20 protein-coding genes, 1 pseudogene and 1 riboswitch are annotated in these 22,268 nt (G+C 73.2%); of the genes and pseudogenes, 14 read left to right on the forward strand and 7 right to left on the reverse strand.

Going from position 1 to position 22,268, the window contains the following annotated elements:
- The first annotated feature begins 73 nt into the window (after window positions 1-73).
- From ACIBJE_RS20825 to ACIBJE_RS20850, 6 genes are read left to right on the forward strand one after another with little or no spacing between them, the layout of a single operon-like run.
- A complete protein-coding gene (locus ACIBJE_RS20825) occupies window positions 74-1,339 on the forward strand; it encodes an ABC transporter substrate-binding protein (protein WP_396750688.1) in 1,266 nt (421 codons plus the stop codon).
- Window positions 1,318-2,268, forward strand: a complete 951-nt coding sequence (locus ACIBJE_RS20830; protein WP_396750690.1) for a carbohydrate ABC transporter permease — start codon at window positions 1,318-1,320, stop codon at window positions 2,266-2,268. The genes ACIBJE_RS20825 and ACIBJE_RS20830 overlap by 22 nt, the downstream gene beginning before the upstream one ends.
- On the forward strand, window positions 2,265-3,161 hold the full coding sequence (locus tag ACIBJE_RS20835) for a carbohydrate ABC transporter permease (protein ID WP_396750692.1): 897 nt from the start codon (window positions 2,265-2,267) through the stop codon (window positions 3,159-3,161). The genes ACIBJE_RS20830 and ACIBJE_RS20835 overlap by 4 nt, the downstream gene beginning before the upstream one ends.
- Window positions 3,158-4,093 (forward strand): N-acetylglucosamine kinase, encoded by a 936-nt coding sequence (locus tag ACIBJE_RS20840; RefSeq protein ID WP_396750694.1) that lies wholly within the window; start codon window positions 3,158-3,160, stop codon window positions 4,091-4,093. The genes ACIBJE_RS20835 and ACIBJE_RS20840 overlap by 4 nt, the downstream gene beginning before the upstream one ends.
- The gene (locus ACIBJE_RS20845; RefSeq protein ID WP_396750696.1) at window positions 4,090-5,328 is read left to right on the forward strand and encodes a hypothetical protein; all 1,239 of its coding nucleotides are present in this window, start codon (window positions 4,090-4,092) and stop codon (window positions 5,326-5,328) included. Before ACIBJE_RS20840 ends, ACIBJE_RS20845 begins: the two co-directional genes overlap by 4 nt.
- A complete protein-coding gene (locus tag ACIBJE_RS20850; protein ID WP_396750698.1) occupies window positions 5,321-6,070 on the forward strand; it encodes a sugar isomerase domain-containing protein in 750 nt (249 codons plus the stop codon). Before ACIBJE_RS20845 ends, ACIBJE_RS20850 begins: the two co-directional genes overlap by 8 nt.
- A 34-nt stretch (window positions 6,071-6,104) precedes the next feature.
- On the opposite strand, the gene ACIBJE_RS20855 is transcribed toward ACIBJE_RS20850, so the two are convergent.
- The 4 genes from ACIBJE_RS20855 to ACIBJE_RS20870 all read right to left on the reverse strand — a co-directional run bounded on the left by ACIBJE_RS20855 (window position 6,105) and on the right by ACIBJE_RS20870 (window position 9,628).
- Window positions 6,105-7,058 (reverse strand): DUF817 domain-containing protein, encoded by a 954-nt coding sequence (locus ACIBJE_RS20855; RefSeq protein WP_396750700.1) that lies wholly within the window; start codon window positions 7,056-7,058, stop codon window positions 6,105-6,107.
- Between the two features lie 66 nt (window positions 7,059-7,124).
- The gene (locus ACIBJE_RS20860) at window positions 7,125-7,949 is read right to left on the reverse strand and encodes a MetQ/NlpA family ABC transporter substrate-binding protein (RefSeq protein WP_396750702.1); all 825 of its coding nucleotides are present in this window, start codon (window positions 7,947-7,949) and stop codon (window positions 7,125-7,127) included.
- A gap of 45 nt (window positions 7,950-7,994) precedes the next feature.
- The gene (locus tag ACIBJE_RS20865) at window positions 7,995-8,651 is read right to left on the reverse strand and encodes a methionine ABC transporter permease (RefSeq protein WP_396750704.1); all 657 of its coding nucleotides are present in this window, start codon (window positions 8,649-8,651) and stop codon (window positions 7,995-7,997) included.
- On the reverse strand, window positions 8,648-9,628 hold the full coding sequence (locus ACIBJE_RS20870) for a methionine ABC transporter ATP-binding protein (protein ID WP_396750706.1): 981 nt from the start codon (window positions 9,626-9,628) through the stop codon (window positions 8,648-8,650). Before ACIBJE_RS20870 ends, ACIBJE_RS20865 begins: the two co-directional genes overlap by 4 nt.
- 322 nt (window positions 9,629-9,950) lie before the next feature.
- On the opposite strand from ACIBJE_RS20870, the gene ACIBJE_RS20875 reads away from it, so the two are divergent.
- The 4 genes from ACIBJE_RS20875 (at window position 9,951) to ACIBJE_RS20890 (ending at window position 13,930) form a co-directional block, all read left to right on the forward strand.
- Window positions 9,951-11,216 carry a sensor histidine kinase gene (locus tag ACIBJE_RS20875; protein WP_396750708.1) on the forward strand — a complete coding sequence of 422 codons (1,266 nt, stop codon included), beginning with the start codon at window positions 9,951-9,953 and terminating at the stop codon, window positions 11,214-11,216.
- Window positions 11,213-11,884: a response regulator gene (locus tag ACIBJE_RS20880; protein ID WP_396750710.1), complete on the forward strand. Its 672-nt coding sequence runs from the start codon at window positions 11,213-11,215 to the stop codon at window positions 11,882-11,884. Before ACIBJE_RS20875 ends, ACIBJE_RS20880 begins: the two co-directional genes overlap by 4 nt.
- A gap of 79 nt (window positions 11,885-11,963) precedes the next feature.
- Window positions 11,964-12,857 (forward strand): ABC transporter ATP-binding protein, encoded by an 894-nt coding sequence (locus ACIBJE_RS20885; RefSeq protein WP_396750712.1) that lies wholly within the window; start codon window positions 11,964-11,966, stop codon window positions 12,855-12,857.
- Window positions 12,854-13,930 carry an ABC transporter permease gene (locus ACIBJE_RS20890; protein ID WP_396750714.1) on the forward strand — a complete coding sequence of 359 codons (1,077 nt, stop codon included), beginning with the start codon at window positions 12,854-12,856 and terminating at the stop codon, window positions 13,928-13,930. The genes ACIBJE_RS20885 and ACIBJE_RS20890 overlap by 4 nt, the downstream gene beginning before the upstream one ends.
- Before the next feature lie 54 nt (window positions 13,931-13,984).
- Here ACIBJE_RS20890 and cobF read toward each other — a convergent pair whose 3' ends face one another.
- Genes cobF through cbiE form a run of 3 tightly spaced genes read right to left on the reverse strand, consistent with a single transcriptional unit; the run spans window position 13,985 to window position 16,754 of the window.
- On the reverse strand, window positions 13,985-14,755 hold the full coding sequence (gene cobF / locus ACIBJE_RS20895; protein WP_396750716.1) for a precorrin-6A synthase (deacetylating): 771 nt from the start codon (window positions 14,753-14,755) through the stop codon (window positions 13,985-13,987).
- A gap of 5 nt (window positions 14,756-14,760) precedes the next feature.
- Window positions 14,761-15,531, reverse strand: a complete 771-nt coding sequence (gene cobM / locus ACIBJE_RS20900) for a precorrin-4 C(11)-methyltransferase (protein ID WP_396750718.1) — start codon at window positions 15,529-15,531, stop codon at window positions 14,761-14,763.
- The gene (gene cbiE / locus ACIBJE_RS20905; RefSeq protein ID WP_396750720.1) at window positions 15,528-16,754 is read right to left on the reverse strand and encodes a precorrin-6y C5,15-methyltransferase (decarboxylating) subunit CbiE; all 1,227 of its coding nucleotides are present in this window, start codon (window positions 16,752-16,754) and stop codon (window positions 15,528-15,530) included. Before cbiE ends, cobM begins: the two co-directional genes overlap by 4 nt.
- A 48-nt stretch (window positions 16,755-16,802) precedes the next feature.
- Window positions 16,803-16,955, forward strand: a riboswitch (cobalamin riboswitch).
- Window positions 16,956-17,066: 111 nt separating this feature from the next.
- Between cbiE and ACIBJE_RS20910 the strand changes: the two genes are divergently transcribed.
- The 4 genes and pseudogenes from ACIBJE_RS20910 to cobA all read left to right on the forward strand — a co-directional run bounded on the left by ACIBJE_RS20910 (window position 17,067) and on the right by cobA (window position 21,966).
- A complete protein-coding gene (locus ACIBJE_RS20910; protein ID WP_396750736.1) occupies window positions 17,067-19,109 on the forward strand; it encodes a magnesium chelatase subunit D family protein in 2,043 nt (680 codons plus the stop codon).
- Window positions 19,109-19,723, forward strand: coding sequence for a cob(I)yrinic acid a,c-diamide adenosyltransferase (gene cobO, locus ACIBJE_RS20915; RefSeq protein WP_396750722.1), 615 nt, complete (start codon window positions 19,109-19,111; stop codon window positions 19,721-19,723). Before ACIBJE_RS20910 ends, cobO begins: the two co-directional genes overlap by 1 nt.
- Window positions 19,717-21,108 (forward strand): annotated as a pseudogene (locus ACIBJE_RS20920) (cobyrinate a,c-diamide synthase); the annotation flags it as partial. The gene cobO and the pseudogene ACIBJE_RS20920, both read left to right, overlap by 7 nt.
- A gap of 114 nt (window positions 21,109-21,222) precedes the next feature.
- Window positions 21,223-21,966 (forward strand): uroporphyrinogen-III C-methyltransferase, encoded by a 744-nt coding sequence (gene cobA, locus ACIBJE_RS20925; protein ID WP_396750738.1) that lies wholly within the window; start codon window positions 21,223-21,225, stop codon window positions 21,964-21,966.
- Window positions 21,967-22,268: the final 302 nt, after the last annotated feature.

Consider the following 22,268-nt stretch of genomic DNA (forward strand, 5'->3'; position numbering starts at 1 on the left):
CGGTCTATACCAGTATTACAGTCGAGCTCCCCGCCGGTCGGACGGGGTGGTCGCGACGACGATCGGAGATGAGATGCCCAGGAAGCACGGTGTGTGGGGAGCGGTGGCGATGCTCACCGTCACTCTCGCCGCATGCGCGCCCGGCAGCGGGGACGGCGGCGACGCCGTCAACCTGAAGGTCTGGGGATGGCGGCAGGAGGACGTCGCCGCGTACAACAAGATCTTCCAGATCTACGAAGACGCCAATCCCGGCGTGACAGTCGAGTACGTCCCCTACAAGAACACCGAGTACGACACCATCCTCAAGACCGGGCTGACCGACGCCAACGGCCCGGACGTGGCGCAGCTGCGCTCCTACGGCCTGCTCCAGCCGCTGGTCGCCGCCGGTGGCCTGGTGCCCCTCGACGACGTCAAGGAGTTGGGCGGCTTCCCGGAACCGGTCCTCGACGGCGCCCGGGGCGAGAGCGACGAGAAGGTCTACGGCGTCCCGTTCGCCCTCCAGACCCTGCACGTGATCTACAACCAGAAGCTCTTCGAGGACAACGGCATCACCGCCCCCACCACCTGGGCGGACATGATCGCGGCGTTCGACAAGCTGAAGAGCGCCAAGGTCATCCCGCTGGCGAGCACGGTCACCGACACCTGGATGCTGCCGATCCAGCACGAGATCTTCGGGGCCACCACGTACGGCGGCCCCGACTACCTCGACAAGATGCTCACCGGCGGGGCGAAGTTCACCGACGGGCCCTGGGTGAAGTCGCTCGAGACCTGGAAGAGCACCGACAAGTACTGGGCGCCGCAGTCGTCCGGGATGAGCTACGCCGACGCGCAGGCGCTCTTCACCGCCGGCCGGGCCGCGATGTTCCCCGGCGGCATCTGGGAACTCGCCGTGTTCCAGAAGGCCAACCCCGACCTGAAGATGGGCATCTTCAACGTGCCGCCCGCCCCCGGCGCGCCGGTCGACAAGACCCTCGTCCCCGGCTACGTCGACGGGTCGTTCGGGGTCTCGGCGAAGTCCGCCAAGCGCGAGGCGGCGCTGGACCTGGTGCGGTGGATGGCGTCGGAGGAGTTCGGCCGGGCGTACTCCGACGAACTGCGGCAGATCTCGGCGGTACCCGGCGTCCAGCCGAAGGACGACCTCCTGGCCCAGGCGCTGCGGACGTACCAGGAGAACCCGAGTCCGTACGTCACCTACGCGTACTTCTCCGGTGGAACGCCGACCGCGTGGGACCTCGCCTCGGCGGCGTTCTCCGACTACCTGCTCGGGCGACGCACCGCCGCCGACGCGGCCGGACACATCCAGCGAGGGGTCGACCAGTGGTTCCAGCCCAGGAACTGACCGTCCGTCCCGCCCGGCGGCGACGCCGCCAGGCGGGACGGACCGCACCGGGGTGGATCGCCGCGTTCTGCCTGCCGGCCTTCGTCCTCTACGGCCTTTTCCTCGTGGTGCCCCTGCTCACCGCCTTCTACTACGGCTTCTTCCGGTGGAATGGCACCCGCCAGGGGGAGTTCGTCGGGATCGGCAACTACCAGGAGATCCTCACCCGCTATCCGCTCAGTGACGAGATCTCCGCCGCGCTCGGGCACAACGTGCTCTTCTTCGTCGGCACCATGGCCATCCAGAACACCGTCGGGCTGGGCCTGGCCGTGCTCCTGCACCGCAGTCCCCGGGGCAAGCGGCTGTTCCAGACCCTCTTCTCGCTTCCCTATCTGATCAGCCCGCTGATCGTCGGCTACATCTGGTCGCTCCTGCTCAGCCCCACCTTCGGCCCGATCAACGTCGTGCTCAGGGGGGTCGGCCTTGACTCGTGGGCGCGTCCGTGGCTCGGTGAGCCGGACACCGCCCTGCCGGTGCTGATCCTGGTCAACGCCTGGCAGTGGGTCGGCGGGCCGATGCTCATCTTCGGCGCCGCCCTGGCCGGTGTCCCGCGCGAACTGGAGGAGGCTGCCGCCATGGACGGCGCGTCGGCCACCCGGACCTTCTGGAGCGTCCGGTTCCCGCTGCTGATGCCGGCGGTCGGGGTGATCACCGTGCTGACCTTCATCGGCTGCTTCAACATCTTCGACCTCGTCTACGCGCTGGGCGGATCCGACGGCGGACCCGGCGGCGCCATGGACGTGCTGGGCCTGCTCTACTACCGGACCGCCTTCCAGGGCGGCAGCAACGCGATCGGAGAGTCCTCGGCGTTGGCCATGCTCATCTTCGTGCTCATCTTCGGGATCTCGGTCGCCCTGGAGCGGGTGCTCCGCCGCCGGGAGGTCACATGAGTGCCCTGCTGACCACCCCCCGTCGCACGTCGCCGGCCACCGGCGGCTCCCCGCGTCCGGGTGCCACCCATCCCCGGTCGCTGGCCCGTGGCATCGGTGTCCAGGTGATCCTCTGGGCGTACGCGGGAGTCGCCTTCGGCCCGCTGCTGCTGGTGCTGATCGGTTCGTTCCGGTCCAACGCGGAGATCCTCCGCGCGCCCGTCGGGCTGCCCAGCTCGTTCGACGTGAGCAACTACACCCGTGCCTGGGAGACCGCGTCGATCTCGACGTACTTCCTCAACTCCCTGGCCGTCACGGCCGCCTCGGTGGTGCTGTGCGTCGGCGTGTCGGCGCTGGCCGCCTACGCCCTGGCCCGGTGGCGGTTCCGGGGACGTGCCCTGCTGGCGGCGTTCTTCCTGTCGGGCCTGATGATCCCGGCGAAGCTCGGCCTGCTGCCGGTGTTCTACATGTTCCAGTCGATGAATCTGATCGACAGCCGGATCGGGCTGGTGCTGCTCTACGCGGCCAGCGGGGTCCCGTTCTCCGTCTTCGTGATCATGGGCTTCATGCGGGGACTGCCCGGGGAACTGGAGGAGGCGGCGCGGATTGACGGCGCGCACGAGGGACGCCTGTTCGTGTCGATCGTGCTGCCCCTGATGCGCCCGGCGCTCGCGGTGGTGACCGTCTTCCAGTTCGCGCCGACCTGGAACGACTTCTTCTATCCGCTGGTGCTGCTGCGCAGCAGCGAGAAGTACACCATCCCCGTCGGGCTGACGCGGTTCTTCGGCGAGTTCGCCGCCGATCGCGGCACCCTGTTCGCCGGGCTCGTGATCGCGCTGGTCCCGCTGGCCGTGGTGTTCGCGCTGGCCACCCGGCAGATCGTCGCGGGCCTGACCGCCGGGATGTCGCGATGACCGTGACGATCACCATCGATGGCGGGAAATCGCAGCTCAGGATGCTGCTGCGCACGCCCGCGGGTCGGCAGCTCGGGATCGGGCCCGGCTTCTCCTACCAGCCCCACGAGGACGGCGTCGACCGGATCCTGGCCGCTGTCCGCGACGCTGCGGCCACCATCTCCCGTCCCGCTCGGGTCGCGGGTGTGGTCGCCGGGCTGACCGGCGTACCGGGCGAGGGTGCCGAGCGCCGACGCCTCGCCCGCGCTCTCACCGGGCTCCTCGGCGGTCCGGCCGTGGTCGTGGAGGACAGCGTCCTCGCCCACGCCGGTGCCCTCGGCGGTGCCGGTGTGGTCCTGTGCGTCGGCACCGGGACGACGGTCCTGGCGGTGGCCGCCGACGGCACCCACGCCAGGCTGGACGGGTGGGGCCCGCATCTCGGCGACCGGGGCAGCGCGTACGCCGTCGGGCTGGCCGGGATGCGCGCCGCCACCGCAGCGTACGACCAGGTCGGGCCGGAGACCGAGCTGCTCGACCGCCTCGTCGCGGCGCTCGGCGGCAGTGACCTGGCGGCGCTCCAGCGCTACTACCGGGACCCGGACCTGGTCCCTCGGACCGCGGCCTTCGCCGTCGACGTCCTCGACGCCGCCGACCGGGCCGACCCGGTGGCCACCCGGATCTGCGCCGGGGCGGCGACCGATCTCGCGAACGCGGCGCAGGCGGCGACCGCACGACTCCGCCTCGGCGGGGCCGAGCGCCGGGTGTCGTACAGCGGGCGGCTCCTGGCCCCGGGGAACGTCCTGCACCGGGAGCTGTCGGCGGAACTCGCCGCCCGGGGGCTGCCCCTGGTCGGTCCCCGGGCGGAGCCGCTCGACGGCGGGCCCACGCTGCTGGACCGCACCGGGCCCTACGCCCGCCTGCTGGCGCACCAGGATCCGGGCGGTGCCGCATGAGGGTCGGACACGGGACGGCGCGCCTCGTGGTCGTGCCGGGCGAACCGATGGGTGGATACGTCGACCGTTCCCAGGGCGTCCAGGACGTGCTCGACCCGCTCGAGGTGCACGTGGTGACCTTCGCGGACGACGGCCACCGGTTCGCGCTGGTGGTCGCGGACCTGATCTGTGTGAACGCCGACGTCGTCGAGCGGATCCGGACCGCCGTGCGGGACGTCGGGGTGGCGTCCTGCTGGGTCGCGGCCACACACACCCACGCGAGCCCCGAGGCGGGGTGCGCCCCCGGCGGTGGCGTCACTCCACCGCACGTCGGCGACCGGCTGGTGGCCGCGTCGCTCGCGGCCACCGGCCGGGCCGTGGCGACCGAGCGGGAAGCCCGGCTCACCGCCACCCGCACCCTGGTCTCCGGGCTCGCGAGCCGCCGCAACGTCGTGGACCCGCCACCGATGGACATCCCCGTCGACACGATCGCGGTCACCGTGGGCGCCGACGTGGTCGGCCTGATCGTGGTCTCCCCGGTCCACCCGACCATCCTCCCGGCCGCCAACAACCACGTGAGCGCGGACCTGACCGGAGGGATCCGCCGAGCGTTGTCCGCGCCCGACCGCTGGGTGGTCGTCGCCACCGGTGCCGCCGGTGACATCAGTACCCGGCACACCCGCCAGGGGCACGGACCACCCGAGGTGGACCGGCTCGGGGCCCGGGTGGCCGACCGGTTCGTGCCACCGGGGCCACCCGTCGACGACGGACCGGTGGCCCCGGTGCGGCCACCGGTCTCGCGCGGCGTGCGCCTGCGGCCCAAACTGCCGGCGGAACTCGACGCCTCCGCACGCCCGATTCCGCAGGTCCGGGACGGGCGCATCCGCCAGGTCCTGCACCAGGGGTTGCGGATCGCGCGGGAACAGGCCGCCCGCCAGCGCAGCGAGCCGTACGAGATCGAGGTCGCGGCGGTCGACCTCGACGGTGTCACGATCGTCGCCGTGCCGGGCGAGCTGTTCCTGGAACTGGGCGAGGCGATCCGTGCCCGCACGGCGGACCGCGCGGGCGTCGTCGTGGTCCTCGGCTACACGAACGGCTACCTCGGCTACCTGCCCGCCCGCGACACCCCACCCTGCTACGAAACCTTCGCCAGCCCGGTCAGCGCCGGCAGCGGCGAGACCGTCGTCGAAACCGCCGTCGAGGTGGCCGTCGAGGCCGCCCGCGACCGTGACCGTTCCAGGAGGAACAGTGCCTGAACCCGCCTACGCCGCCATCGCCCGGACCGCCCTCGACCGGATCCTCGCCACCCAGCTCGTGGCCATCGAGTCGGCGGCCACGCTCGTCGCCGACTCGATCGCCGCCGGTGGTGTGCTGCAGGCCTTCGGGACCGGTCACTCGCGGATCGTCACCCTCGAACTCGCGGCGCGTGCCGGTGGCCTCGCCCCCGTCAGCATGCTGGCGGTCAAGGACCTCGTGATGTTCGGCGGCGCCGACCCCGGGCCGATCCTCGACCCGACGTACGAGCGGGAGTCCGGCCTGGCCGAGCGGATCTACGCGCTCGCCGCGCCCGCCCCGCACGACCCCTTCCTGATCGTGTCCAACTCCGGCATCAACGCCGCCGTGGTCGAGATGGCGACGCTGGCCCGTGACCGGGCGCACCCGATCATCGCCGTCACCTCGCTGACCCACACCCGTTCCGCCGGGGCGCGGGCGACCGGGGGACCGCACCTGGCCGACCTGGCGGATGTGGTGATCGACAATCTCGCCCCTGCCGGCGACGCGGCGCTGGAGATCAGTCCGGGAGTCCGGATCGGGGCGGTGTCGTCGCTCACCGGGGTGTTCGTCGCCCAGATGCTCACCGAACTGGTCTGCCGCCGGCTCCTGGAGCGGGGCCTCGACCTGCCGGTCCACATCTCGGCGAACCTGGCCCACGGCGACGCGCACAACGCGGCCCTCCAGGAGCGGTACCGCGAGCGGGTCCGCCCGATCGAACCGTGACCCTCCCGGCGACGCCGCCGGGGCCCCTCTCCCGTCAGTCGTTCCGGATCGGGGTGGGCACGGGGGCATTCCGACGGCCGTCGGCGGGTGCCACGTCGTCCGTTGGTCGCGGGCTCCGGTGGTCGTCGGGCGGCTCCGGCGGGGAGATCCAGGTGACCAGCACGACCGAGATGATCATGAGGAGGAACCAGGACGCGAGCTTCGCCGGTGAGACGGGCTGCCAACCGTCCAGCTGGCCGGGGTAGAACCAGGCGTTCGACCAGGTGGCGATGTTCTCCGCGAGCCAGATGAAGAAGGCGACGAGGAGGAAGGCCAGCAGGAGCGGCATGCGCCACCGGAACCGGAAGACGCGGAACTGCATGACACAGCGCCCGAACACCAGCACGACGAGGGCGATGAGCAGCCAGCGGGCGTCCCAGACGTAGTGGTTGGTGAAGAAGTTGACGTAGATGGCGACGGCCAGGAGGGCCGTCGCCCACCTCCTCGGGTAGCGGACGAAACGCAGGTCGAACAGCCGGTGGACCCGGACCATGTAGGAACCGACCGCGGCGTACATGAAACCGGTGAAGAGGGGCACCGCGCCGACCCGTAGGACGCCGTCGGGCGCGTAGGACCACGAGCCGACGTCGGTCTTGAACAGCTCCATGGCCGTGCCGACGAGGTGGAACAGGAGCACGACCCGCAGCTCGCGCAGGGTTTCCAGACGTCCGGCCACCATCACCACCTGGATGGCGACCGCGGCGACGGTCAGGGCGTCGTTGCGGGCTAACGCCGCGTCCTCCGGGTACCAGAGATGCGCCGCCGTGATGACCGCCAGCATCGCCCCGCCGAACACGCACGCCCAGGCCTGCTTGAGGCCGAAGGCCAGGAACTCGGTTAGCCAGGCGAGCGGCCCGCGCCGGGGCAGCCGGGCCAGGACCGCGCGCACGCGGACGTCGATCGCACGTTCGCCGGAGGTCAGGGTGGTCGCATCGGAAGGGGTACGCACCGCCCAGACGCTAGCGGGCCGGCACAGCCCACCCGGTCGTCACCCGGGTGGGCGTGCGCGTGGCGCTCAGAACGCGGTCGTCACCGAGCCCTTGTAGCGGTCGTCGACGAACGTCTTCACCTCGGCGGAGTGCAGCAGCTCCTCCAGCTTCCGCACCCGGGGGTCGCTGTCGCCGCCGTCCCGGACCACCAGCAGGTTCGCGTACGGGTTGCCGTCCCCCTTCTCCAGGGCGAGCGCGTCGGTGGCCGGAGTCAGGCCGGCATCGATGGCGTAGTTGCCGTTGATCACCGACGCGGCGGTGTCGTCGAGGCTGCGGGGCAGCTGCGCCGCCTCCAGCTCCCGGAACTGCAACTGCTTCGGGTTGTCGACGATGTCGCGGGTGGTGGCCTTCACGCCGGCGCCCTCCCGGAGGGTGATCACACCGTTGTTCGCGAGCAGGTTGAGCGCCCGGCCCGAGTTGGACGGGTCGTTCGGGATGGCGACCACGCCCTTGGCCGGCAGGTCGGCGAGGGTACGGACCTTCTTCGAGTACAGGCCGAGCGGTTCGAGGTGCACCGGCTTGAGCGCGGTGAAGCGGTAACCCTTGGCGGCCTTCTCCTCGTCCAGGTACGGGACGTGCTGGAAGTAGTTCGCGTCGAGTTGCCCGTCGGCGAGCGCCCGGTTCGGCTGCACGTAGTCGGTGAACTCCACGATCTCCAGTTTCAGCCCGGCCTTCTCCGCCAGGTTGTCCCTGACGTAGGTGAGGATCTCGCCGTGCGGCACCGGACTGACGCCGACCTTGAGCGCGGCGTCGGTGGGTGTCGAGGTGCCGGTCTCGTCCGTGCCGGCGCCGCAGGCGGTGACGGCCAGGACGAGGGCGGCGATGATCAGCGAGGGGAGTCTGCGTCGCACGGTGGTGCCTTTCTCCTTGTCGTCCACGGCGGTCGACGTGGGTGACTATCGGTGGGACAGGTGCCGGGCGAGCCGGTCACCGAGCATCTGGACGGCCTGCACGACCACGACCAGCAGCACGACGGTGCCGACCATCACGTCGTCCTCGAACCGCTGGTAGCCGTAGCGCAGGGCGAGGTCGCCGAGGCCCCCGCCGCCGACCACGCCGGCCATCGCGGAGTACCCGACGAGCGCGACGACCGTGATGGTCAGCCCGGCCACCAGGCCGGGCCTGGCCTCGCGGAGCAGGACCTTGACGACGATCTGCCAGCGGGAGGCGCCCATCGCCCGGGCCGCGTTCACCACGTCCCGGCCCACCTCGCGGATCGAGGTCTCGACGATCCGGGCGTAGAACGGGATGGCGCTGACGGTCAGCGGGACGATGGCGGCGGTGGTGCCGATGGTGGTGCCGGTGACGGCCCGGGTGAACGGGATGATCGCCACCAGCAGGATGATGAACGGCAGGGACCGTCCGACGTTGACGACCAGGCCGAGCAGCGCGTTCACCGCCGGGGCCGCCAGCAGGTTGCCCCGGTCGGTGAGGACCAGCAGGACACCGACCAGCAGCCCGCCGATCCCCGAGAGCAGGGTGGCGACGCCGACCATGTAGGCGGTCTCGGTGAGCCCCTGCCGGAGCAGGTCGACCAGGTCCGGGGCGATCATCGGGCCGCCTCCACGGCCAGTCCGGCCCCGCGCAGGTCGTGCAGCGCGTCCGCCAGTCCGGGCGCGGCCTCGGGGAGCGCGATGCGCAGCCGGCCCGCCCGGGTGGCGGCGAGCTGCTCGACCGTACCGGCGACGATCCGGACGTCCAGGTCGTGCCGGCGGGCGAGGGTGGACACGACGTCGTCGCCGGCCTGCCCGGTCAGCGTCACGTCGACGAGGACGTGGTCGGGCATGGTGGGCACCGGACCCAGCGGAAAGAGGTCCCGGGCCAGTGGGGAGTCGGGACGGCCGACCAGCTCGGCCACCGGCCCGGACTCGACGAACCGGCCCTCCCGCATGACCGCCACCGCGTCGCAGAGCCGCTTGACCACGTCCATCTCGTGGGTGATCAGCAGGATGGTCAGGCCGAGCCGCCTGGTGAGGTCGCGCAGGAGAGCGAGGATGGCTCCGGTGGTGTCCGGGTCGAGCGCCGAGGTCGCCTCGTCGGACAGCAGCAGTCGGGGGCGGCTGGCGAGGGCCCGGGCGATACCCACCCGTTGCTTCTGCCCGCCGGAGAGTTGCGCGGGGTACGCGTCCGCGCGGTCGGCGAGGTCGACCAGGTCGAGCAGTTCCTCGACGCGGGCGGCCCGTTCCCGGCGGGGCACGCCCATCACCTCCAGCGCGAAGCTCACGTTGCCGGCAGCCGTCCGGGAGTGCAGCAGGGCGAAGTGCTGGTGGATCATGCCGATGTCCTGCCGGGCGCGCCGGAGGTGGTTCTCCCGTAGCCCGGTCAGTTCCACCCCGGCGACGGTCACCCGGCCCTCGTCGGGGCGTTCCAGCAGGTTGACGCAGCGCAGCAGGGTACTCTTGCCCGCGCCGCTGCGCCCGACGACGCCGAACACCTCGCCCTCGGCGACGGTGAGGTCGACGCCGTCCACGGCGGTGACCGGGCCGCCCCGGGTGTGGAAGGTCTTCCGCAGACCTTCGATGCGAATCACGGTGGTGTTCCTCGTCAATCCAACGGGGTCAGGGGTGCTGCCCGGGTCGCCGGGCCGGTGGAGATCGGGTCGCCCGGTGCGCACCGGGCGAATAGGCGATCTTCCCTACCTGATAAGTAGGGTAGTCGGTGACCTCGGGATATCCACAGGATGGCCACCCGAACGTGAGGCGGAACACGCCATGACGGGAACATCGACCCGACCCGGCCCGCCCTCGACCGGGCGGGAACCTTCCGGCCCCGGGTGCGGGACGCCGCCTCACCACGGCGTCCGGAATCACTGCCGTTCGCCGTCGGGCGGCACGATGTGCCATCGTCGCGACATGACAGTGGATCCGACGCCGTGGCGGCGGCCCGGTCCGTCGCCTGCGCAGCGGCGCACCGACGTCCTGGTCGGCGTGGCCGTGGCAGCGGTGGCGCTGCTCAGCCTCACACTGGCCAACAGCGTTGGCCAGTTCGTCCTCGGTCCGCCGCCGGCCTGGCCGGAGCAGTTGTTCTGGACGCTGGCCTGTACGGTGCCGCTCGTCGTGCGCCGGCGCTGGCCGGCCGCCGTCGCGATAGTGATCTCCGTGGCGTTCATCGCGGCCCAGTTCCGCCAGTCGCCCGAGCAGCAGGTCACCAACGGCGCGCTCTACGCAGCCGTGTACACGGCCGGCGCCTGGAGCGCCGACCGCGTGTGGGCCCGCCGGGTGCGGATCGGGATCATCGCCGTGATGTTCGGCTGGCTCGCCCTCTCCGCCGCGCTGACGGTGGCCGACATCCCACCGGACGCGTTCTCCGAGGCGAGCGGCCCACTGGAGCCGCTGCTCGCGGTCATGGTCAACAGCGTGCTGGTCAACGTGTTCTTCTTCGGGTTCGCGTATCTCTTCGGCGACACCGCGTGGACGTCGGCGCGCCGGCAGCACCAGCTGGAGGTGCAGGCCGACCAGCTGCGCCGGTCGCAGGCCGACGCCGCGCAGGTCGCGGTCATGGGGGAGCGGGTACGCATCGCGCGCGAGTTGCACGACGTCGTGGCCCACCACGTGTCGGTGATGGGCGTGCAGGCCTCGGCCACCCGGCGGGTGATGGACAAGGACCCGGACAAGGCGCGCACCGCACTGGCGGCGGTCGAGCAGAGCGCCCGGACGGCGGTCGACGAACTGCGTCGGATGCTCAACCTGCTGCGTGCCAGCGGCCCGGACGAGCGGCCGGGCGGTGTGGGGATCGACCGGATCGGGGAGCTCACAGCCAACGCCCGGGACGCCGGTCTCGACGCCCGGTTCGGCGTGTACGGTCAGCCGGTGCCCCTTCCGGAGTCGCTCTCACAGGCGGCGTACCGGATCGTCCAGGAGGCCATCACCAACACGTTGAAGCACGCGAGTGCCACGGAGGTCGACGTGCGGGTCCGCTACCACGCCACCGAACTGGAGGTCGACGTGGCCGACAACGGGCGCGGCGCGCCGCCGGGGGCCACCGCCGGCGTCGGGCTCGGCCTCATCGGCATGCGGGAGCGGGTGACCGCCCACGACGGCGCGCTGACGGCCGACTCGCGGCCCGGCGGCGGCTTCCGCGTCCGGGCCCGGTTCCCCCTGGTGCGGGTGCCGGCGTGAGCGCGGTCCGGGTGCTGCTGGCCGACGACCACCACCTGGTGCGGACCGGGTTCCGGGTCATCCTCGAGGCGGAGGACGACATCGAGGTGGTCGGTGAGGCGTCCGACGGGCGGCAGGCGGTCGACCTGGCCGCCCGCCAGCGGCCCGACGTGGTGCTGATGGACGTCGAGATGCCCGGCACGGACGGGCTGGAGGCGACCCGGCAGATCGTCGCCGCCGACTCCGGACCGGCCGTGCTGATCCTCACCACGTTCGACCGCGACGACTACCTGTTCGCCGCTCTCCAGGCCGGTGCCAGCGGTTTCCTGCTCAAGAACGGCACGCCGGAGGCGCTGATCGACGCGGTGCGGGTGGTGGCGCGGGGCGACGCGCTGCTCGCGCCCGAGATCACCCGCCGGGTCATCGCCACGTTCGCCCGGCCGGGCGGTACGCCAGGGAACGGCCGTACCGACGGCGCCCGCCTGTCCGAGCTGACCCCGCGCGAACACGAGGTGCTGGTGCTGCTGGCCGGTGGGGCCACCAACGCGGAGATCGCGACCGCTCTCTTCCTCGGCGAGGCGACCGTGAAGACCCACGTCAGCCGGGTGCTGGCCAAACTCGGGCTGCGCGACCGGACACAGGCGGTGGTGTACGCGTACGAACACCGGGTCGTCACCCCCGGAGGGTGATCGTCCGTCGCGCGACGGACCTCGACGGTCGATCGTGCGACGGACGTCGTCGGGTGTGATCCCGCCTACCGTCGTGGGCATGACTTCGCTCTTGCATCTCGAGGCGGTGAACCGCGACTTCGGCGACCGGCGGGTGCTCAGGGACGTCACCTTCGACGTGGCACCGGGCCGCCTGACCGGGTTCGTGGGCGCCAACGGCGCGGGAAAGACCACCACGATGCGCATCGTCCTGGGCGCCCTCGCGGCCGACTCGGGCACGGTGACCTGGGGCGGCGCGCCGCTGACCCGCGACGTCCGGCGCCGCTTCGGCTACATGCCGGAGGAGCGCGGGCTCTACCCGAAGATGTCCGTCCGCGAGCAGTTGGTCTACCTGGGCCGGCTGCACGGCCTCGGGGCGGACGCGGTCGCGCGCAACGCCGACGCGCTCCTCACCCGCCTCGGTCTGGGTGAGCGGGCCGACGACAAGCTGGAGAAGCTGTCGCTGGGCAACCAGCAGCGGGCGCAGATCGCCGCCGCGCTGGTGCACGAGCCGAGCCTGCTGGTGCTGGACGAGCCGTTCTCCGGCCTCGACCCGCTGGCCGTCGACACGGTGCTGGCGGTGCTGCGCGAGCACACCGAGCGCGGCGTCGCGGTCCTGTTCTCCAGCCACCAGCTGGAGGTGGTCGAGCGGCTCTGCGACGACCTGGTCATCATCGCCGACGGCGTGATCCGGGCCGCCGGTGGCCGCGAGCGCCTGCGCCAGACGTACGCCCTGCCGCGGTACGAGATCCGGGTCGACGGCGACGCCGGCTGGCTGCGCGACCAGCCGGGGGTGACCGTGGTCGACCTGGACGGCGCGCACGCCGTCTTCGACCTGGCCGACGGTATCGACGACCAGTCGGTGCTGCGCGCGGCGCTCGACCGTGGGCCGGTGCGTGCATTCCGGCCTCTCACCCCGTCCCTGGCCGAGATCTTCCGGGAGGTCACCCGATGACCACGTACGACGCCGTCCGCCTCGTCGCGGCCCGGGAGATCCGGGTCAAGCTGCGCGACAAGGCGTTCATCTGGGGCACGATCATCTTCCTGGCGATCGCGGCTGCCGCGACGATCCTGCCGGGCATGCTCGGCGGCGGCCCGTCGTCGGTGGCCGTGGTCCAGGGTCCCGCCGCCACGGCGTTGGCCGACGCCGGCCTCGAGGTCCGTACGGTCGGCGACGACGCGGAGGCCGAGCGGCTGGTCCGCGCCGGTGACGTCGACGCGGCCGTGGTCGCCGGCCCGCGGGTGCTGGCGATGGACGACGAACCGTCGGAGGTGGTCAACGCGCTCAGCGCGCGTCCGGCCGTCGAACTGCTCGACCCGAACGCGGTCGACCCGGCGCTCGCCTTCCTCATCCCGTACGCGTTCGCGTTCGTCTTCTTCGCCACGTCCCTGACGTTCGGGCTGCAGATCGCCCAGAGCGTCACCGAGGAGAAGCAGACCCGGATCGTGGAGATCCTGGTGGCGGCGGTGCCGGTCCGGGCGCTGCTGGCCGGCAAGGTGCTCGGCGGGGCGATCCTGGCCTTCGGGCAGATCGCGTTGATCGCGGTCGTCGCGTACGTCGGGGCGTCGGTCGCCGGTGCGCCGGGCGACGTGCTCTCCCTGCTCGGCCCGGCGATCGGCTGGTTCCTGCCGTTCTTCGTGGTCGGGTTCGTGATGCTGGCCGCGCTGTGGGCCGCCGTCGGCGCGCTGGTCAGCCGGCAGGAGGACATCGGCGGCGCGTCGACGCCGGTGCAGATGGTCGTGATGCTGCCGTTCTTCGCGGTGGTGTTCCTCCAGGACAACCCGGCCGCCATGACGCTGCTGTCGTACCTGCCCGTGTCCTCGCCGACCGCGATGCCGGTGCGGCTGTTCACCGGCGACGCGGCCGGGTGGGAGCCGTTCCTGTCACTGGCGGTCCTCGCGGTCACCGCGGTGGCGATGGTGTTCGTCGGCGCCCGGATCTACGAGGGGTCGCTGCTCAAGACCAGCGGCCGGATCCGCTTCGCGGCGGCGTGGCGCGACCGGGAGGCCGCCCGCCTGTCCGACTGAGCCACGTGCCGGCCCCGCCGGGGGACTCCCCCGGCGGGGCCGGACGCGATCCGGTCAGCCAGCCGTGGCGGGGTCGCGGCGGCGCAGCAGGTAGGTGTCCATGATCCAGCCCTTGCGCTCGCGGGCCGCCCGCCGCGTCTCGACGATCTCCTGCGCCACCTCGGCCAGCGGCCCGGCGACCAGGATCTCGTCGGCCGTGCCGAGGTACGCCCCCCAGTAGATGTCGAGGTCCTCGCCGACGTGCCGGGTGAACGTGCAGTGTGCGTCGAGCATCACCACGACGTCGTCCACGTCGGACGGCAGCCCGTCGGCGATGCGGCGGCCGGTGGTCACCAGGAACGGCCGACCGACCCGGTTGAGCCCGATCCGGTGCCGGGCGGCCAGCGTCGACACGCTGCTCACCCCCGGGATCACCACGTGGTCGACGTCGAGCTTCCCCCGGGCCTCGATCTCCTCGACCACCGCGAGGGTGCTGTCGTAGAGGGCCGGATCGCCCCAGACCAGGAACGCGCCGGTGCCGCCGTCGGCGAGGTGCTCGGCCATGGCGGCCTCCAGCAGGTCGGCCCGGTCCCGCCGCCAGTCGTCCACCGCCCGGACGTACCCCTCGGCGGTGCGGTCCCGGTCCGGGTCGCGGACCTCCACCACCCGGTGGTCGTCCCGGGCGAAGCGACCCATCAGCTCCTGCCGCAGGGCGATCAGGTCGTGCTTCTCCGCGCCTTTGTCGAGGACGAAGAAGACATCCGTCCGGCCCAGGGCCTCCGCCGCGGCCAGGGTGAGCTGGCCCGGGTCACCCGCGCCGATACCGATGATCAGGATTGTCCGCACGGCGCTCAGTGTGCCCCAGGCCGGCGACGCTTCGCCGCCCGGTCCCGGTCGGGGGAGTAGAGGTAGCTGTCCGGGAAGGCGTCGGCGGCCAGCACCTGACCGACGATGATCACGGCGGTCCGGCGTACCCCGGCCTGCTCGACCTTGTCGGCGATGTCGGTCAGGGTGCCGCGCAGGATCACCTCGTTCGGGCGGCTCGCGTTGGCGACCACCGCGACCGGGCAGTCCGCGCCGTAGTGCACGGCGAGCTGGGCGGCCAGCTCCCGGGTCCGGGCGACCGCCAGGTGCAGCACCAGGGTGGCCCGACTGCGACCGAGTTCGGCGAGATCCTCCCCGGCCGGCATCGGCGTGGAGCGGGCCTGGGTGCGGGTGAGGATCACCGTCTGACCGACCGTCGGCACGGTCAGCTCGCGACCCAGCGCCGCCGCCGCCGCCGCGTACGACGGCACGCCGGGCACGATCTCGTACGGCACACCGGCCGCGTCGAGCCGGCGGACCTGCTCGGCCACGGCGCTGAACACGGCCGGGTCACCGGAGCAGAGGCGGGCGACGTCCTCCCCGGCGGCGTGCGCCGAGGTCATCTGCGCGACGATCTCGTCGAGGGTCAGGTCGGCGGTGTCGACCAGCCGCGCCCCGGGCGGGCAGACGGCGAGCAGCTCGTCCGGGACCAGGCTGCCCGCGTAGAGGCAGACCCGGGCGCGGGCCAGGATCCGCTGCCCCCGGACGGTGATCAGGTCGGCGGCGCCCGGTCCGGCGCCGATGAAGTACACGGTCACGGTCGTACCACCGCCCACTGCACCAGAGGTCGGGCCGGTTTCCAGCCGGTGAAGCCACCCAGCGGCGCGGCCCGGTCCACCGCCAGCCGGGTCAGGTCGCCGCCGAGCCGGGCGGCCCGTTCGCCGAGTTCCCGCTCACCCTCCAGGGTGACCGCGTGCGCGACCAGCCGGCCGCCGGGGCGCAGCGCGTCCCACACGACGTCGAAGAGCCCCGGCGCGCTGAGTCCACCACCGACGAAGACCGCGTCCGGGGTGGGCAGGTCGGCCAGCGCCTCCGGTGCCCGGCCCTGCACCACCCGCAGGTGCGGCACCCCGAGCGTGCGGGCGTTCCCGGTGATCCGCGCGGCCCGTTCCGGGCGGCCCTCCACCGCGATCGCCGCCGACGCCGGGTCGGCGCGCAGCCACTCGATGCCGATGCTGCCGCAGCCGGCGCCGACGTCCCAGAGCAGCTCACCACCGGTGGGGGCGAGACGGGACAGGGCCAGCGCGCGGGCCTCCCGCTTGGTCAACGCCCCGTCGTGGTCGAACGCGTCGTCGGGCAGCCCCGGCACCGTCGACAGGGGCCGCGTCCCGTCGGCGGCGACCACCCGGACGGCGACCACGTTGAGCGGGTCGCCGGGCGCGGCCGTCCACTTGCCGGCGGTGCCGTCGACGCGCTGCTCCCGGTCCGCGCCGAGCGCGGCGAGGACGGTCAGTTCGCTGGGGCCGTATCCGGCGTCGGTCAGCGTCCGGGCCAGCGCGGCGGGGGTGTGCGCGTCGTTGCTGAGCACCAGCAGCAGCCGGCCGGGGACGAGGTCCCGTCGGACCTTGTCGAGATCCCGCGCGACGGCGCTGTGCACGGTGACCCGCTCCACCGGCCAGCCCATCCGGGCGCAGGCCAGGGAGATCGCGGACGGGTGCGGCACGGTGTGCACCCGGTCCGGCCCCAGCAGCTCCACCAGGTGGGTGCCGATGCCGTACCACATCGGGTCACCGCTGGCGAGCACGCAGATCCGCCGGTCGGCGTGGGTGGCGAGCAGGCCGGGCAGGGCGGGCAGCAGCGGCGTCGGCCAGGGCACCCGCTCGGCCCGGACCGATTCGGGCAGCAGGTCGAGGTGGCGTCGGCCGCCGACGACGACCTGGGCATCGGTCACCGCCCGCCGGCCGGCCGCGCCGAGGCCGGTCCAGCCGTCGGCGCCGACGCCGACCACGCTGACCGGGTCCACGGTTGTCGAGAGGCTCACGCGGTCGAACGGTAGTCGAGGATGATCGGCACCTGTCGTGGCGGGGGTGGATGTGACATCATCTGCGGCGACGGCGCGGTGAGGAACACCGGTGGGTCGGCCCGGAGGGTCGGCGAATCCGGGGCGGTCCCGCCACTGTGATCCGTCCGGCGGGGTCGCCGGGCGGAGAGCCAGACACTCGCCTCGCCGTCTCGTGCTGCCGGCGGAGACTCCTTGCGGTGGCGCGGTCGTTGGCCGGTCGCGGGCGAGGAGACCCGTGCGAGGTGAAAGGTGCTGACCGTGCGGTCGTACCCGTTCTCCGCCGTCGTCGGGATGGACGACATGGCGTTGGCCCTTAGTCTCTGCGCGGTCTCGCCCGGGATCGGAGGGGTGCTGGTCCGGGGCGAGAAGGGCACCGCCAAATCCACCGCGGTCCGGGCGTTGACCGCGCTGCTGCCCCCGGTCGAGGTCGTCGCCGGTTGCCGGTTCTCCTGCGACCCGGCGGTGCCCGACCCGCGCTGCCCGGACGGCCCGCACCCCGAGCCGGTGGCCGCCGAGGTGCGGCCCGCCCGGCTGGTGGAGCTGCCGGTGGGGGCCAGCGAGGACCGCGTGCTCGGCGCGCTGCACCTGGAACGCGCCCTCAGTGAGGGCGTCACCGCCTACGACCCGGGTCTGCTGGCCGGCGCGCACCGGGGCCTGCTCTACGTCGACGAGGTCAACCTGCTGCACGACCACCTGGTCGACGTGCTGCTCGACGCGGCGGCGATGGGCCGCGCCACCGTGGAACGGGAGGGCGTGTCGGTGACGCACGCCGCCCGGTTCGTCCTGGTCGGCACGATGAACCCCGAGGAGGGCGAGCTGCGTCCGCAGCTGCTGGACCGGTTCGGCCTGACCGTCGAGGTCGCGGCCAGCCGGGATCCGCAGGTGCGGGCCGAGGTGATGCGGCGGCGGCTGGCGTACGAGGCCGACCCGGACACCTTCGCCGCCCGGTACGCCGACGCCGACGCGGCCCTCGGCGAGCGGGTCGCGGCGGCCCGGGCGCTGCTGCCGAAGGTCGAACTCGACGACGACACCGTGCTGAGCATCGCCGCGCTCTGCGCCGCCGCCCAGGTCGACGGGATGCGCGCCGACCTGGTCATCGCCCGGACCGCGATGGCCCATGCCGCCTGGTGCGGACGCACCGACGTGCAGGTGGGCGACGTGCGGGTGGCGGCGCGACTGGCGCTGCCGCACCGGCGGCGTCGCAACCCGTTCGACCCGCCGCACCAGGACGAGGCCGAACTGGAGCGTGCGCTGCACGAGGCCGGCCTGGACGAGCCGCCCCCGCCGCCGGAGGACCCGGAACCGCCGGAGGGCCCCGACGGGCCGGGCGGACCGGACGACCCGGACGACCCGGACGGCCCCGAGGATCCCGGTGGCCCCGGTGGAGCGGGCACTCCGGACGACTCCGCCGCAGGCGACGGGACCCCACCGGACGGCCAGCGCACCGGTGGCGAGCCGTCCCCGTCCGGCTCCGGTCCGGCCGCCGCCACGCCGCCGACGCCGGCCGGCGCCCCGTACCGGGCCCGGGTGTTGACCGTGGCCGGCACCGGTGCCGGCACCGCCGGGCGTCGCTCCGCCGCCGTCACCTCCGTCGGCCGGACCGTCGGCACGGTACGCCCCAACGGTCCCGCCTCCGGCCGCCCGCACCTGGTGGCGACGCTGCGGGCCGCCGCGCCACACCAGCGGGCCCGGGGCCGGCGCGGCCCCGGCGTCCTGGTCCGGCCCGGGGACGTCCGCCTGCCGGTCCGTCAGGGCCGGGAGAGCAACCTGATCCTGTTCTGCGTGGACGCCTCCGGCTCGATGGGGGCACGGCAGCGTATCGGCGCGGTGAAGGCGGCCGTGCTCTCTCTGCTGCTCGACGCCTACCAGCGGCGCGACAAGGTGGGCCTGGTCACCTTCCGGGCCACCGACGCGGAACTGACCCTGCCCCCCACGTCCAGCGTGGACGTGGCCGCCGCCCGGCTGGAGGCCCTGCCGACCGGGGGACGGACCCCGCTGGCGGAGGGACTGCTGCGCGCCCGTGAGGTGCTGCGTGTCGAGGCGATCCGGGACCCGCGCCGCCGACCGCTGCTCGTCGTGGTCACCGACGGGCGGGCCACCGCCGGGCCGGAGGCCCTGCCGCGCGCCATGCGCAGTGCCCGACTGCTGGCCGCCGACGGGGTGCCAGCCGTGGTGGTCGACTGCGAGCAGGGGCGCATCCGGATGCGCCTGGCCGCCGAACTCGCCGCGACCCTGGCCGGTGAACACCTGCCGCTGGAGGACGTCGCCGCGCCCACCCTCACCCAGGCGGTGCGCTCCCGCACCGCCACCCGACACGGAAGCGGGGCAGCCTGATGCCACAGGGCCAACCGGTCGCCGTCCCCGAGGACGGTCTCACCACCCGGCAGCGGCGCAACCGGCCGTTGCTGATCGTCCACACCGGTGAGATGAAGGGCAAGTCCACCGCCGCGTTCGGGCTGGCCCTGCGCGGCTGGAACCAGGGCTGGTCGATCGCCGTGTTCCAGTTCGTCAAGAGCGCCAAGTGGACGGTGGGGGAGGAGAACGCCCTCACCACCCTCGGCCGGGTGCACGAGGAGACCGGCCAGGGCGGCCCGGTGTCCTGGTACAAGATGGGCGCCGGCTGGAGCTGGAGCCGCACCCAGGGCACCGAGGCCGACCATGCCGCGCAGGCCGCCGAGGGCTGGGCGGAGATCAAGCGCCGGATCGCCGCCGATGCACACGACCTGTACGTGCTCGACGAGTTCACCTACCCGATGAAGTGGGGCTGGGTCGACGTCGACGACGTGGTGGCCACCCTCGCGGAGCGTCCCGGCCGGCAGCACGTCGTGATCACCGGCCGCGACGCCGACCCGCGCCTGGTCGCCGCCGCCGACCTGGTGACCGAGATGACCAAGGTCAAGCACCCGATGGACGCGGGTCAGAAGGGCCAGCGGGGGATCGAATGGTGACCGCGCCGCCCCGGATCCTCGTCGCCGCCCCGGCCTCCGGGCAGGGCAAGACCACCGTCGCCACCGGCCTGATGGCCGCCCTGCGGCAGCGCGGCCTGACCGTCAGCGGCCACAAGGTCGGCCCGGACTACATCGACCCGAGCTACCACGAACTGGCCACCGGCCGCCGGGGCCGCAACCTCGACCCGTTCCTCCAGGGCGAACAGCGCGTCGTGCCGCTGCTGCTGCACGGCGCCACGGTGGGCACGCCGGCCGACGTCGCGGTCGTCGAGGGCGTGATGGGCCTGCTCGACGGGGCCGTCGGCCGCGCCGGCTTCGCCTCCACCGCCCACGTCGCCCGACTCACCCGCACCCCGGTGCTGCTCGTCGTCGACGTGTCCGGCACGTCCCGCAGCATCGCCGCGCTGGTGCACGGCTTCGCCACCTTCGATTCGCGGCTCACCGTCGCCGGGGTCATCCTGAACAAGGTCGGCTCCGCCACCCACGAGGCGGAGATCCGGGAGGCCCTGGTCTCCACCGGCGTGCCGGTGCTCGGCGCGCTGCGCCGGGACGCCGCCCTGGACACCCCCAGCCGACACCTCGGGCTGGTCCCGGTCGCCGAACGGGCCGCCGCGGCCCGCCGTACCGTGGACGCGCTCGCCGCCCACGTCGCCGCCGGGGTCGACCTCGACGCGGTGCTCGCGGTCGCCCGCCGCGCGCCCGCCCTCACCGGCCCGGCCTGGGATCCGGTCGCCGAACTCGGCGGGTTCACCGCCGACGCGACCGTCGCGGTCGCGTCCGGGGCGGCGTTCACCTTCCGGTACGCCGAGACCGACGAACTGCTCTCCGCCGCCGGCCTGCGCCTGGCGACCGTCGACCCGCTGCGCGACGAGGCGCTGCCCGCCGACTGCGCCGGGCTCTATCTGGGCGGCGGCTTCCCCGAGGTGTACGCCGCCGACCTCTCCGCCAACCAGCCGATGCGCGAGGCGGTGGCGGCCGGTGCCGCCGCCGGCCTGCCCGTGGTCGCCGAGTGCGCCGGCCTGCTCTACCTCGCCCGGGAACTCGACGGCGCGCCGATGGCCGGGGTGCTCGACGCCACCGCCCGGATGACCGACCGGCTCGTCCTCGGCTACCGGGAGGCCCGCGCGGTCACCGCCAGCCTGCTCACCGACGCCGACGACCTGGTCACCGGGCACGAGTTCCACCGCACCCGCGTCGACCCGACCGGCGAGCCGGTCCACGCCTGGCGGTTCCGGCCCCGCCCGTCGGTCGCCCACGGCACCACCAGCCACGCGGTGGACGGCTTCGTCGCCGGCCCCGACGGTCACGTGCACGCCTCCTACCTGCACGTGCACTGGGCCGGGCACCCCCGGTTGGCCGCCCGGTTCGCCGCCGCCGCGCACCGCCACCACACCGGCACGTCGATCCCCGTGCCACGCCAGACCCTGGAGGACACCGTGGTTCCGGTGCCCGTGCCGGACGTGCCCGCGTCCACCCCGGACGCCCCGGTCACCGGCCGGGTGACCCTGGTCGGCGCCGGTCCCGGCGACCCCGACCTGATGACCCGACGCGGACTCGACCGCCTCGCCGAGGCCGACGTCGTGGTCGCCGACCGGCTCGTGCCGCACGCGCTGCTGCGCGAACTGCGGACCGGCGTGCGGGTGATCGACGTGTCCAAGGTGCCCCGGGGCGCGTTCGTCCCGCAGGAGCGGATCAACGAGATCCTCGTCGAGGAGGCCCGCGCCGGCCACCGGGTGGTCCGGCTCAAGGGCGGCGACTCCTTCGTCTTCGGCCGGGGCATGGAGGAGGTCCAGGCCTGCCAGGCGGCGGGCGTCCCGGTCGAGGTGGTGCCCGGCATCTCCAGCTCGATCTCCGTACCGGAGCTGGCCGGGGTGCCGGTCACCCACCGGGGGCTGACCCAGGGTTTCACCGTCGTCTCCGCGCACCTGCCCCCGGGCGACCCGGGCAGCACCGTCGACTGGGCCGGGGTGGCCCGCGCCAACACCACGATCGTGCTGCTCATGGCGGTGCAGACCCTGCCCGACGTGACCGCCGCGCTGATCGGCCACGGCATGGACCCGGCGACCCCGGCGGCCAGCATCGAGAACGGCGGCACCGCCACGCAGCGGGTGCTCACCGGCCGGCTGGACGACATCGCCGAGGTGGCCGCCGCGCACCGGCTACGTCCACCCGCCATTACGGTGATCGGCGAGGTCGCCGCGTTCGCCCGCACCGCCCACCCGGCACCGGCGGCCACCAGCTGACCCTTTCGCATAGACCGAAGGGGTCACTGGTTCGATCCCGGTATCGCCCACGCAGGCCGAAGGCCACTTTCCCATCGAGGAGGTGGCCCTTCTGCTGTTCGTGCAGCAGTAGATCAGTGGCCGAGGGAATCGTCGAGCCGTTTCAGGGCGTCCCGGGTCGCGGTGGACGAGACCCGGATGTGAATCACCATCTGTTCGCCGACCTAATACTGCAACGGCAGTAGGCGAATCGAGTTCGCCTCGTGTTCGTTGGTCAGGTCGTGACGGATGTTGATGTCGACCGGTGGCATGCGGAATTGGAC

The sequence above is a fragment of the Micromonospora sp. NPDC050187 genome, from assembly GCF_044459745.1.
Taxonomy (GTDB): domain Bacteria; phylum Actinomycetota; class Actinomycetes; order Mycobacteriales; family Micromonosporaceae; genus Micromonospora.